Annotated in this window: 12 protein-coding genes and 1 tRNA gene; 2 read left to right on the top strand and 11 right to left on the bottom strand. The window is 61.6% G+C overall.

Features of this window, described 5'->3' with window-relative positions; genetic code table 11:
- Positions 1-219: 219 nt before the first annotated feature.
- Entirely contained in the window at positions 220-1,281 is a 1,062-nt protein-coding gene (locus tag DV520_RS02215; protein ID WP_021919579.1) for an exonuclease domain-containing protein, read from the top strand.
- A 94-nt stretch (positions 1,282-1,375) separates the two neighbouring features.
- Here DV520_RS02215 and DV520_RS02210 read toward each other — a convergent pair.
- From DV520_RS02210 to DV520_RS02200, 3 genes are all read right to left on the bottom strand, one after another.
- Positions 1,376-1,452: transfer RNA gene (locus DV520_RS02210), tRNA-Arg, on the bottom strand.
- A 170-nt stretch (positions 1,453-1,622) separates the two neighbouring features.
- The gene (locus DV520_RS02205) at positions 1,623-1,826 is read right to left on the bottom strand and encodes a hypothetical protein (protein ID WP_021919578.1); all 204 of its coding nucleotides are present in this window, start codon (positions 1,824-1,826) and stop codon (positions 1,623-1,625) included.
- Between the two features lie 106 nt (positions 1,827-1,932).
- Positions 1,933-2,559 carry a hypothetical protein gene (locus DV520_RS02200; protein ID WP_021919577.1) on the bottom strand — a complete coding sequence of 209 codons (627 nt, stop codon included), beginning with the start codon at positions 2,557-2,559 and terminating at the stop codon, positions 1,933-1,935.
- 155 nt (positions 2,560-2,714) lie between these two features.
- On the opposite strand from DV520_RS02200, the gene yfcE reads away from it, so the two are divergent.
- On the top strand, positions 2,715-3,287 hold the full coding sequence (gene yfcE, locus DV520_RS02195; protein ID WP_021919576.1) for a phosphodiesterase: 573 nt from the start codon (positions 2,715-2,717) through the stop codon (positions 3,285-3,287).
- A 34-nt stretch (positions 3,288-3,321) separates the two neighbouring features.
- Here yfcE and DV520_RS02190 read toward each other — a convergent pair whose 3' ends face one another.
- The 8 genes from DV520_RS02190 to DV520_RS02155 all read right to left on the bottom strand — a co-directional run bounded on the left by DV520_RS02190 (position 3,322) and on the right by DV520_RS02155 (position 11,927).
- Positions 3,322-5,427 carry an ATP-dependent helicase gene (locus DV520_RS02190; RefSeq protein ID WP_117141635.1) on the bottom strand — a complete coding sequence of 702 codons (2,106 nt, stop codon included), beginning with the start codon at positions 5,425-5,427 and terminating at the stop codon, positions 3,322-3,324.
- Positions 5,428-5,541: 114 nt separating this feature from the next.
- Positions 5,542-7,236, bottom strand: a complete 1,695-nt coding sequence (locus tag DV520_RS02185; RefSeq protein WP_117141634.1) for an FAD-dependent oxidoreductase — start codon at positions 7,234-7,236, stop codon at positions 5,542-5,544.
- A 3-nt stretch (positions 7,237-7,239) separates the two neighbouring features.
- Complete coding sequence (locus DV520_RS02180; protein WP_117141633.1) at positions 7,240-7,566, bottom strand: rhodanese-like domain-containing protein; 327 nt, start codon at positions 7,564-7,566, stop codon at positions 7,240-7,242.
- A gap of 147 nt (positions 7,567-7,713) precedes the next feature.
- Positions 7,714-8,913 carry an adenosylmethionine--8-amino-7-oxononanoate transaminase gene (gene bioA / locus DV520_RS02175; protein WP_021919571.1) on the bottom strand — a complete coding sequence of 400 codons (1,200 nt, stop codon included), beginning with the start codon at positions 8,911-8,913 and terminating at the stop codon, positions 7,714-7,716.
- A gap of 18 nt (positions 8,914-8,931) precedes the next feature.
- Complete coding sequence (gene bioD / locus DV520_RS02170; RefSeq protein WP_117141632.1) at positions 8,932-9,615, bottom strand: dethiobiotin synthase; 684 nt, start codon at positions 9,613-9,615, stop codon at positions 8,932-8,934.
- A 4-nt stretch (positions 9,616-9,619) separates the two neighbouring features.
- Complete coding sequence (bioB, locus tag DV520_RS02165) at positions 9,620-10,579, bottom strand: biotin synthase BioB (RefSeq protein ID WP_117141631.1); 960 nt, start codon at positions 10,577-10,579, stop codon at positions 9,620-9,622.
- Positions 10,576-11,133, bottom strand: a complete 558-nt coding sequence (locus DV520_RS02160) for a biotin transporter BioY (RefSeq protein ID WP_117141630.1) — start codon at positions 11,131-11,133, stop codon at positions 10,576-10,578. The genes bioB and DV520_RS02160 overlap by 4 nt, the downstream gene beginning before the upstream one ends.
- A 206-nt stretch (positions 11,134-11,339) precedes the next feature.
- Complete coding sequence (locus tag DV520_RS02155; protein WP_117141687.1) at positions 11,340-11,927, bottom strand: helix-turn-helix domain-containing protein; 588 nt, start codon at positions 11,925-11,927, stop codon at positions 11,340-11,342.
- Positions 11,928-12,030: the final 103 nt, after the last annotated feature.

The following is a 12,030-nucleotide window of genomic DNA, read 5'->3' as shown; positions in this document are numbered from 1 at the left end:
TCGGGTCCTTTTTTGTCATGATATCAAATTTTTGCCATGAAGTCTACCGCTTTTTCTGTCATCCTGTCAGCATTCCGCGCCGTGCTCCTAAATCCAATCTCCCTCAGCTTGACAAGTCAAACCAGGATACTATAATAAGAAAGGATCTGCGGAGGGGCTTGTGTTCCTCCCGGTTCCCCCTGCAAATCCCAGCACAGAAGACGAACGGAGTGATCCCCCATGGATGTTCGCGACAAACAGTCGCTCCCCCTTTCCGCCAACCAACATGTGGACTTTGTCGCCATTGATTTTGAGACAGCCACCAGCGACCCCAACAGTGCCTGCGCGGTGGGCCTGGCCTTTGTGGTGGGGCTGAGGGTGGTCGCCACCACCCACCACCTGATCCAGCCGCCAGGCAACAGATATGACCAGGGCAACATTCATGTCCACGGAATTTACCCGGAGGACACGGAACACGCCCCGGATTTTCTCACCGTCTGGCAGGAGCTGCATCCCCTCCTGGCCGGCAAAGCCCTCATCGCGCACAATGCCCGGTTTGATATGTCCGTCATCAAGGCCTCTCTGGCGGCCTACGGCGACCCCTACGTCCGGCAATACGCCGATTTTAAGTACATCGACAGCATTGCCATGGCCCGGGACTTGGTCCCCGGCCGGAAGAACCTGGCCGCCTGCGCCCAAGCCCTGGCCATTCCCCTCACCCACCACCATAACGCGGAATGCGACGCTGTGGCCTGCGCCCAGATCGCCATCGCCTGCATCCAGGCAAATCACTGTCTCAACTTAGGGGAATTCTGTTTCTCCCAGCCCCATATCCGCATTCAGGAGGTGGCCGATCTGGCCCTTCCTGTCGCCCCCCAGCCCCCGTCCCAGCGGCGTAAGCCACGGGTTTCGCCTGCGTACCGTCCTCCCATCCGGCCCAAAGAAATCCGGCCCCAGGTGAGCTTCTTCGACCCGAAGCACCCGCTCTATCAGAAGGCGGTGGTCTTCACCGGGGAACTCTCCATCGACCGGCGGGAGGCCATGCAGCGGGCGGTCAACGTGGGGGCGGTCATCAAAACCGCAGTCTCCCGAAAAACCGATTTTCTTGTGGTGGGACGGCAATACGATGGACCAGGAGGAACCGCCACCGTCAGCAACAAGGAGGAAAAGGCCAGGGCCATTCTTGCTGAGGGGAAGTCCAACCTCTGCCTTCTCACGGAAGCAGAATTCTTTCGTCTTTTACAGGGCTCTCTGCACCATACTTTGCCTGCAGAACCCCGCGCCGCCGCAACAAAACCCTGATAAAAAACGCCGTGGACCTCTGTGCCGTTGTCCACGGCGTACTTTTTAACGTATAAAAACAACAAGCGCCCTCAATCCAAAAATTGAAGGCGCTTGGTACGGCAGGAGGGACTCGAACCCCCGACCTACTGGTTCGTAGCCAGTTACTCTATCCAACTGAGCTACTGCCGCATGTCAACTGACAGCTTTTAGATAATAGCACACGGAGAGACAAAATGCAAGTCTTATTTTTCATTTTTTCAAAATTTTTTCCTTCCCCGGCCAGGGAGAGCAGCCCCGGAATATCCCGGGGCTGCTCTCTGCCGGTGACGCAGGAACGTGCGCAGGCTATGGTACGTGTCTTAGCAGCCGCAGCCGCAGTTGTTGCCGCAGTCGCAGCCGCAATTATTCCCGCAACCACAGTTGTTGCCGCAGCCACAGCCGCAGCCACACCCGCAGTTATTCCCACAGCCGCTGTTCGAACCACAGCCGCAGCAGAAGATGATGATCAGGATCAGAATGATCCACAGGCAGCTGTTACCACCCCAACCGTTGTTACAACACATAGACAATTACCTCCTGTCAGAGATGGAGACCGTCTTGCGATCTCAGTCCATCTTATGCCGCAGGTGCCTGGATGTGCGCCCAGGTTGGGAGCGTTTTTTTATTTTCTCACTTGGCATCTTCCGGCGGTTTCCCGCCCCGAATGGTAAGCGTCGGCTTACAACATAGGTCCTCAATGTCCGACATGGTCGCCGCAGGGAGTTTCAGCGCACCGCCGCACTGGGCGCAGAACAGCTCCACCGAACTGTAATTGATCTTCAGCTTCCACTCCCTGCATCCGCAGGTACAGGAGATGCCGCCCCGCCGGCCAATGTCCCGCAGTTCTCCCAGGATTTCCTCCATCACCAGGTCGTTGAGAAAGGTTCCCTGGGCGCCCGCCTCTGACTCCAGCACATCCACCGTCTCCTCCAGCCGCCGCATGGCGGCAAAGACCGACGCCTCTTCCCCCACATAGCAGCAGTCCAGCCCGGAATTGGCGCAGGAAAAGGCCAGCGTCTTCTCCTGGAGGAACGCCGCTGTGGAGCAGGACACGGTATGCTCCTGCTCACAAAACAGGCAGGGCACCGTCAGGCGGACCTGGTCCCCCATCAGGGAGACGGTAAGGGCGGATTTCCCGCAGGGACAGGGCAGCCGGCTGCCGGATGCCGCCAGCTGAAACACCGTCCTCTCCAAGATCACCGGCTGCCGGCAGACTGGACAAAGAAAGGCAATGGATCGTTTTGCGTCTTCTATCATAAAAGCCACCTCCGTGGTGTTTGGTTTTCGCGGACGGGTTCATTATACCATGTCCCTGCGCCAGGGAACAGAGAAAAATCTTGGATTTCCGGTCTTTTTCCTCTGCTTGCTCTTTGGCGGCAAATTCGGTATACTAAGCTGCGAGGTGATTCCCCATGAAGCGACTCATCGCGTCCGATCTCCATGGTTCCGCCCGGTTCTGCCGGCAGCTGTTGGAACGCTATCAGCAGGAAGGCGCCCAGCAGCTTATCCTGCTGGGGGACTTGGTCTATTCCGGGTCCTATGCTCCCCAGTATGAATACGACCCCCATCAGGTCATCCAGCTGCTCCGCCCCCTGGCCCGGGAGATTCTGTGGGTAGAGGGAAACTGTGACCGCGGCGCGGGCGCCCTGGGGCCGGCGTTTCCCATGTACGCCGGTTCCGCCACCGTTTCCTGGGAGGGCCTGTCCGTCTTTTTGACCCATGGCCATCGGTATGGCCCCCACAATCCGCCCCCCATCGGGGCCGCCCAGGTCCTTTTGTCCGGGCACACCCACATTCCCTCCTGGCAGTGGGTGGGAGATCTGTTCTGCGCCAATCCCGGCTCGGTCTCTCTGCCCCGGGGCGGGTCCCCTCACAGCTGCCTGCTCTATGAGGACGGGCTCTTCCGCTGGCTGACCTTGGAGGGAGAAACATTTCACTGGGAGGTTCTGCCGCCACCCTCCAAGGAAAACATTCTATCCGATTGAAACAAGCCCTGCTTTTGCAGGGCTTGTTCTCAGGTTATCCGGTTTTCTCCCGGCTCCTCCACAGCTGCCGCCGCCGGAGCGCCACGGAGAGGGCGATGCGCTTCTCCTGTCCCCCCTCAAACAGGATGGTGGCAATGTCCCCCTGCCGGCTGACCACTTTCCCGCTGCCAAAGGTCCGGTGGGTCACGGAAACGCCGGGGAAATACCCTGTTCCGTCGGGTGCCCCTTCCGCCCGACTGTCCTCCGCCGGCTTCGGACGGGCCCGGACCGGCTGGGACTTGGCTTTTGGGGGAAAGAGGGCCTCCGAAAAGGCGCTGGCCAGGCCGGGCTTTTGAAAGCGAAACACCGCCAGTGTCTCCTTGGCTCGGGTCATCCCCACATAGAAGAGCCGGCGCTCCTCCTCATAGGCCTCCACCGCCGCCGGGTCAGGGTTCCTCCCCACCGGCGCCTCCACCAAGGGCAGTAGTCCGTCCGCCACATCCATCAGGATCACCCGTTGGTATTCCAACCCCTTGCTGGCGTGAATGGTGGAGAGGATCAGCCCCTGTGCAGGCCCCTGTCTCTCCTGCCGCACCAGCGTCCGCAGTTCCTCCAGGCGGTCCAGAAGGGCCCCCAAATTGGGCACATGGCGTCCCAGTGCCTCTAAAATATCCAGCTTACCCAGATCGCCGCCCCGCTCCTTCAGGTACTCCCCATACCCCATGGCGTGGCGGAGCCGGTCCACGGCCCAGTCCCCCCGCTCCTCCCGCAGCCGGGCAAAGTGGACGGAGAGGGCCCGGCATTGGCCCCTGCTCCACTGGGACAGGCCGGGACACTGGGACAGCACATCCAGCAGGCTCTCCCCCGCCACGACCGTCTGAACCGCCCATTGCGCGGCGCCCTTGGTGATCCCCGCCCGCAGCTTGTAGTACATCCGCAGAAAGCACGCTCCATCCGCCGGGTTGACCGCAAAGGTAAAAAAGTCCGCCATATCCCGGACCACCCGGTGGGTGAAAAAGGTTCCGTCCATCTGCCGGCACCGGCAGGCAATGCCCTGCCGGTCCAGCAGGTCCAGCACCGGCAGGGCGCTCTCATTGTTTCGGTATAAAACAGCGGTCTCCTGTGGGCAGTCCCGGGCCAGACGGGCCAGATAGGCATACTGCGCCGCCCGGTCATAGACCCATAGTTCCTCCAGGGCAGGTCCCGGGCCCCGGGCTGCGGTCATGTGCTTGTCCCGCCGGTTGTGATTCTGGCGGATAAACCCATCCGCCGCCGTCACAATGGTCTGGGTGGAGCGGTAATTCTTCTCCAGGAAAAGGACCCGCCCGCCGGGGTAATCCCGCTCAAACCGCAGCAGAGCCCCAGGTTCCGCCGCCCGAAACCCATAGATGCTCTGGTCCTCATCCCCCACCAAAAAGAGGTTTCGCCGCCTTCCCGCCAGCAGACGGAGAATGGTATGCTGAATGCGGGAGGTATCCTGGGCCTCATCCACACAGAGATGGGTGTATTTTTCCTGAAAGTAGGCCAGAATCTCCCCATGCCGCCGGAGAATCTGCGCCGCGTACACCATCTGATCGTCATAGTCCATCCAGCCCCGCTGCCGGAGCACCCGGCAATAGGCCTGATAAACCTGGGCCACAGGCAGTTCCCCGGTGGACAACGCCTCCATCTCCTCCCGGGACATCTGCCGGTTCTTTCCGTAGGTGATGGCGGTCCGCAGCCCCTTGATGGTGCTCTCTGTGGCAAAGGTCCCAGTGCACGCCCGGAACAGTTCCCCCACCAGGGAGGAGAGTGTCCCCTCGTCGGTGACCAGCTGAAAAGCCCGTCGGCCCATGGCCCGCTCGTAATACTGAATGATCCGGGCGGAAAGGCCATTGATGGTGCGAAACTCCAGCCGGCTGGCCCGGTCCTCTCCAAAGGTCCGGGCAAACCGGGCGCGCATATCCCGGGTGGCCGCCACCGTGTAGGTCACTGTGAGAATCCGCTCCGGGGGAATCCCCCGGCAGTCCATCAGATAGCCCAGGCGGTGGATGAGCACCGTGGTTTTCCCGCTGCCCGGCACAGCCAGCAGGAGCACCGGCCCGTCGGCAGCCTGGACCGCCGCCGCCTGCTGCTGATTCAGAGCCTCCCCCCAGGTCTGCTTCCACACCGCGTCGTCCACGTGCCCCGCCCCCTTGCCAAAAATCGTTCCCTCCTACTATACCCACTTCCCGCCAGGATGTAAAGAGGGCAAACACCCCCGCCGGGCAGGAAACCCAACGGGGGTGTTTGCTGTTCAGGGCCGCTCCACGCCGCAGGGATAGGCATTCTGCCGGGTCCACCGGTCCAGCAGGACGCTCTCATAGAAGCGGTAGCCGCCGGAGAAGTTATAGCAGTCATACCCATCCTGGGCCAGAATCCGGCAGGCCAGATAGCTGCGCAGGCCGCTCTGGCACATCACGTAGACGGGTTTGCCCGGGGCAATCTCCCCCAGATGGTCCCGCAGCTCATCCAGCGGGACATTCACAAAGCCCTCCGCGCAGCCGCCGCTGTACTCCCCGGGGGTCCGGGCGTCCAGCAGGGTTACGCTGCCGTCCCGGGGCAGCCCAGCCACGTCCTCCCAGTGGAACTGCTTCACCACCCCCTGCTCCAGGTTTTCCGCCATGAATCCCACCAGATTCACCGGGTCCTTGGCTGAGGCGTAGGGCGGGGCATAGGCCAGGTCCAGGTCTTTCAGGGCAGTGACCGGCAGCCCGGCCTGCATGGCCGTGGCCAGCACGTCAATCCGCTTGTCCACCCCCTCATGGCCTACAATCTGAGCCCCCAGCAGGCGCTGGCTCCCCTTCTCATAGAGGACCTTCATGGTCATGAGTTTTCCTCCCGGATAATACCCGGCGTGGGACAGCGGGGACAGTACGATCTTCTCATAGGACAGGCCCGCCGCCTGGGCCGCCTTTTCATTCAGGCCTGTGGCGGCCACCGTCAGCTCACACACTTTCACAACGGAGGACCCCTGGGCGCCTAAGTAGCGGCTGTCTCCGCCGCAGATGTTGTCCGCCGCCACCCGGCCCTGCTTATTGGCCGGTCCCGCCAAGGAGATCAGGGTGTTCTCCCCGGTCACCAGGTGTGGAATCTCCACCGCGTCCCCCACAGCGTAGATGTCAGGGACGGAGGTCTCCATCCGCTGGTTGACCACAATCCCGCCCCGGCTTCCCAGGGCCAAGCCGGCTTGCTTCGCCAGGGCATTCTCCGGTGTCACCCCGATGGCCAGGATGGCCAGGTCCGCAGGAATGGCCTCTCCCCCCTCCACCAAGGCAGAGATGGTCTCCCCCTCCTGCCGGAAGCCGGCCACCGCAGTGTTCAGCCGCAGATGCATTCCCTTGCGGCGCAGGTGGCTGTGGAGGAAGGTGGCCATATCATAGTCCAGCGGGTTCATCAGCTGGGGAATCCGCTGCAAAATCGTGACCTCCACTCCCATCTCCGCCAAATTTTCCGCCATCTCCAGGCTGATGAAGCCCCCGCCGGCCAGCACCGCGGTTTTGGGCCGGTTCCGCTCCACAAACGACCGAATCCGGAACGTGTCCTCCACTGTCCGCAGGGAAAACAGCCGGGGACTGTCCAGCCCAGGCAGCGGGGGCCGGGTGGGGGCGGCCCCCGGGGCCAGGAGAAGCTTGTCATAGCCCTCCACCGTAACCTCCCCCGTCTCTAAGTTCTTGACCGTGACCTGCTTGCCCGCCGGGTCAATGGCGGTGGCCTCGTGGCGCACCCGCACGTCCACCCGGAAGCGGTTCCAAAACCCCTGGGGCGTCTGCAGGGTCAGTTCCTCCGGGTCCGTGATGACCCCGCCGATATAGTAGGGCAGGCCGCAGTTGGCATAGGAGACAAACCCCGAACGCTCCAGGATGACAATCTCCGCCTTCTCGTCCAACCGGCGAATCCGAGCCGCCGCCGTGGCGCCGCCGGCCACCCCGCCAATGATGATGACTTTCATCGCTCAGTTTCCTCCTTCCGTCTTTCCCCGGTAATCCCGGATTCCACCAATGTTGCTCACATGGGAATATCCCATCCGTCTCAGTGCGGTCACCGCCCGTCCGCTGCGGGCGCCGCTGTAACAGTGAACATAGAGGGGGGTACTCTGATCGGGCACCATCGTCCCGATCCGGGTCACCTCCTGCAAGGGCAGATTTTGACTGCCGGGAATGTGGCCGTGGGTGTACTCCTCCCGGGTCCGCACATCCAGCAAAACTCCCTTGGGGTCCGCCTGGTACTGTGCCAGGCCGGCATTGATGTCCGTTTGAAAGAAAAAATCCAGAAATCCCATGTGTGGTCTCCTTTCTCTGGCGTCTGTCTGTTTGGATGGTTCTATCTTACCACCTTTTTTCGACACGAACTGTAATCAAGTCTCCTTCGGCCAGAAAAAAACAGCGGCGTCCATTTCCCCACCGAAACAGACGCCGCTGGTCTCTTTTTATCGGAGAAACCACGCCTTCATCGTACGCAGCACCGTGACCAGCTCCTCTTCCTCAATGATGTACGGCACCATAGCATAGAGATACTGCAAGAACGGCCTGCTGAACACCCCCCGCTCATAGGCAAACTGCTGGTATCCCCGCAGCACCGCCGGGTCAAACACCTCTATGCAGACACAGCCGCCCATGATGCGGATCTCCCGAATGCTCGGATGGGAGAATCCCGCCAGTTCCCGCCGGGTGATCTGTTCCATGCGGCGAATCTTCGCCAGGTAATCCTGCTCCTCAAACAGCGCGATGGACTGGAGCGCCAGGCGGCAGGCCAGGGCATTGCCCATGAAGGTGGGCCCGTGCATCAGGGCGTGCTCTGGACAGTCGTCATAAAAGCCCTCGTACACCTTCCGGCTGGCCACCGTCACCGCATGCCCCAGATATCCTCCGGTCAGCGCCTTGCCCAGCACCAGAATGTCCGGCTGGACCAGGTCCGCCACAAATCGGTTTCCCGTCCGGCCAAAGCCGGTGGCCACCTCGTCAAAGATCAGCAGCACCCCATACTGGTCGCACAGGGCCCGGGCCCGCTGGAGAAAGGACACATCATACATCCGCATCCCTCCGGCCCCCTGGAGGAGAGGCTCCACCAGAAGACAGTTCAGGCGGTCATGGTAGGTCAGAAAGGCCTCCTCCAGCGCCGGAATCTCCGTGGGAATGTGCACCACATGCCGGCTGGGTCCGTAGGCCTGGAGGACAAAGTGGTAATCTGCGTCGTCCCCGGCCTCCATGGTCTTGAAGGTGTCCCCGTGGTAGGCGTGCTCCAGAGCCAGAATCATGGTGCGCTGGGTCTGTCCCCGGTTCATAAAATATTGCAGAGCCATTTTCAGAGCCACCTCCACTGCCACACTGCCGGAGTCGGAAAAGAAGCTGTACGCCAGTTCCCCCGGAAGCCATTGCCCCAGCTTTTCCGCCAGCTGCTGGGCCGGCGCATGGGTCAGGCCACCCAGCATAACATGGGAAAACCGCCCCGCCTGGTCCACCAGCACCTGGTTCAAGGCCGGATGCTTGTAGCCGTGGATCACGCTCCACCAGGAGGAGACGGAGTCAATCATCCTGCGCTCCCGGGTGTACAGATAGACCCCCTCCGCATCGACAATCTCATAGGGTGTCTGCATGGTTTTCATCTGCTGGTAGGGATACCAAATCATCGCGTTTCTCTCCTCTCCTCATCCATACAGTGCTTTCAGTTCCTCCACGGTGCAGTCCAGTGCCGCGGCCCCTTCCGGGACACAGGCCACCACCCGCGCCCCGGACACCAGCTCACACAGGGCCCGGTTGTCCTCGTGCATCGGGTTCCCCGGCTGAAAGCGGTTCAACACGATGCCCTGTAAGGGAATCCCCCGCCGGTGCAGGTAAGCCGCCGTCAGGCCAACCTGGTTGATGGTGCCCAGCCCCGCCTCTGCCACCAGTAGGCAGCCCAGCCCCAGCCCCTGGACCAGATCCGGCAGCCAGATGGGGGGCTCCTCCAGGCGGATGGGACAGAGAATGCCTCCGGACCCTTCCATGGTGACCCAGGAATAGGCCGCGCAGAGCCGTGCAAACCCGGCATAGACCACCTCCGCCTGCACCGGTCTCCCCTCCCACCGGGCGGCCAGATGGGGTGAGACCGCCTGCTCGTAGACATAGGGGCACATCTCCTCCACCGGCTGGGGAATGCCGGAGAGCTCCTTGACCCGCAGTGCGTCCCCGGGATACAAGGTGCCGTCGGGCCCCCGGTCGTTCCCACTCATGGCCGCCTTATAGTAGGCCGCCGTTTCCCCGCTCTGATGCAGCTTTTTCAGGATCAGCCCGGTCACGTAGGTTTTTCCCACATCGGTCCCTGTCCCTGTGACAAACAGTTTCTTCGCCATGGTCTCACTTCACCTCGTATCCCAGTTCTTCCAGCAGGTTTCGGTCCGTCTCCACAGTAATCCCCGCAGTGGTCAGCATGTCCCCAGAGATCACCCCGTTTGCCCCGGATTGAAAACAGCCCCTTCCCCGGTCCGACAACAGCCCCCGGCCTCCGGCCAGGCGGATCACCGCGCCCGGCAGCACCAGACGGTATACCGCCACAATGCGGCGCAGTTCCTCCTGCGATAGCCTCTCCTGCTGGGCCAGCGGCGTCCCGGGTATGCCCTGGAGCAGATTGAGGGGCACGCTGGAAATTCCCAGCTCCCGCAGGGTCAGGGCCATGTCAATCCGGTCCTCCGGGGTCTCCCCCATCCCCACAATCCCCCCGCTGCACACCGTCAGGCCCGCGGCCTGGGCCGCGCGGATGGCGGTCAGCTTGTCCTCAAAGGTGTGGGTGGTGCAGACCTGGGGAAAATAGCACCGGGAGGTCTCCAGGTTGTTGTGTACCCGCTCCACCCCCGCCTCCTTCAGTGCCCGGTATTCCTCTTCCCTCAAAAGGCCAAAGGAAACGCAGAGGGAAATCTCCGTCTCCCGGCGCACCCGCCGGATGGTCCGGCACATCTCCTCCACCTCCCGGCCGGACAGGCGCCTGCCCGCAGTGACAATCCCAAAGCGAGGTACCCCTTGGGCCTGCCACCGCTTGGCCTGGGCCAAAATCTCCTCCTGGTCACACAGCGGGTACACCGCCGCCTCTGTGTGATAGTGGGCAGACTGGGCGCAAAAGCGGCAGTTCTCCGTGCAGCGGCCGCTCTTCCCATTGACAATGGTGCAAAGTGAAAACGCCTGGGCGTGGAACCGCGCCCGCACCGTGTCGGCCATGGTGCACAGTTCCTCCAGCGGCTGCCCATACAAGGTCATGGCCTCTTTCTTGGTCAGCTGCCCCCCGGCAAGGACCTTTCGTCCCAAAGTCTCTGTTACCGTCATGCTTTTCTCTCCTTTGCTATGCCGGGAAGCAGGCGCATGCCCAAAACAGCCCCCACCACACACAGCACCAAATCCCCGGGGACGGCCAGCACAAATCCATACAGAAACAGCGGCCAAAACCCAATGGGGGTGCCCAGCGCCTGACAGATGCCGTAGTAATAGAGCATCCCAAACAGGTAGACAACCCCAAGCCCCACTAAATTGGCTGCCAGCAGCCGCCGGAAGGTCACCGGCCCGCTTCGGGCCATTGTCCCTGTGACAAAGGCGCCTGCGGCAAATCCGATGAGGTAACCAAAGCTGGGCTGAAGCAGGTAGCTCAGCCCGCCTCCCTGGGCAAAGATCGGCAGCCCTGCCAATCCCAGCGCCAGGTAAGCGCAGACCGCCAGCGCCCCGCGCCTTCCCCCCAACAGAATCCCCGCCAGCATGGTAAACAAATACTGCAGGGTAAACGGAACCACCGGAACGGGAATCTTGATCCACGCCCCCGCCGCAATCAGCACCACAAACATGGCGCACAACACCATTGTCCTGGTCTTTTCCCGGTGCAAAACCATCCCTCCCTTGTGTCACTCGCCATTCTCCGGCTCATGGGGACAAGGATACCACAGCCCCCTCCATTCGTCAACTAAATTATTTTATTGGGTGACAATTCTACATCCTCTCTTCCCCTCTTTCCCCGCATTGTCCATAGAATTTTTCAAAGACCACCCCGGCCGCCGGAGCTATGCTCCAGCGGCCGGGGTAGTCTTTCTCACAAATGTTATGAAATTTTCTTCCGAAACAGCCCATGGCGGTTGCAGTACGCCAGGATTTGTCCCGGTCCCAGACGGGGGAAGCGAACCGCCGCCGCCTGCTCCGGATAGGTCTTTTGGAGCAGCACCCGGTCCGTGGTCAGGTAGGCCATGAATGAGAGGAAATGTCCCTTGGACATGGGATGGTCCAAGGTAACGTAATAGTCATCCTCCACCTGCTCCAAGGTGATGGCGTGCTCCCCTTCCGCCTCCTCCGCTTCCGCCGGCGGAAGCGCCACCCCACAGCAGTGAAAACTCCCCTGCCCCAGGGCATAGACCACATTGCCGCAGACAGGACAGACATACCACTGACTGCGCAGCAGATTGCCGGCCCGATTGGCGTTGGTCCGGTACTCCCCGGACAGCAGTTCCGCCACCGAGACCCCCAGGGCCTTGGCCAGGGGCTCCAGCAGAGAGAGGTCCGGCAAGCCCTTTCCCGTCTCCCACTTGGAAACCGCTTTGTCACTGACCAGAATCTGTTCCGCCAGCTGTTTTTGGGTCAGCCCCTTCCTCTCCCGCAGGGCCTTGATGGCAGGCCCTGTTACATAATGCGCCATGGTTTCTTCTTCCTCCTCCTTGGTGTTTCTGGGCCCATGATACCCCAACCCCGGCCCCATGGCAACCTACGGACCGTAGAGTGCTTCCCCAGAACCCCCACAG

It is taken from the genome of Evtepia gabavorous (assembly GCF_003425665.1).
In the GTDB taxonomy this organism is placed as follows: Bacteria; Bacillota; Clostridia; order Oscillospirales; family Oscillospiraceae; genus Evtepia; species Evtepia gabavorous.
This window is presented reverse-complemented; position numbering and strand designations above follow the sequence as displayed.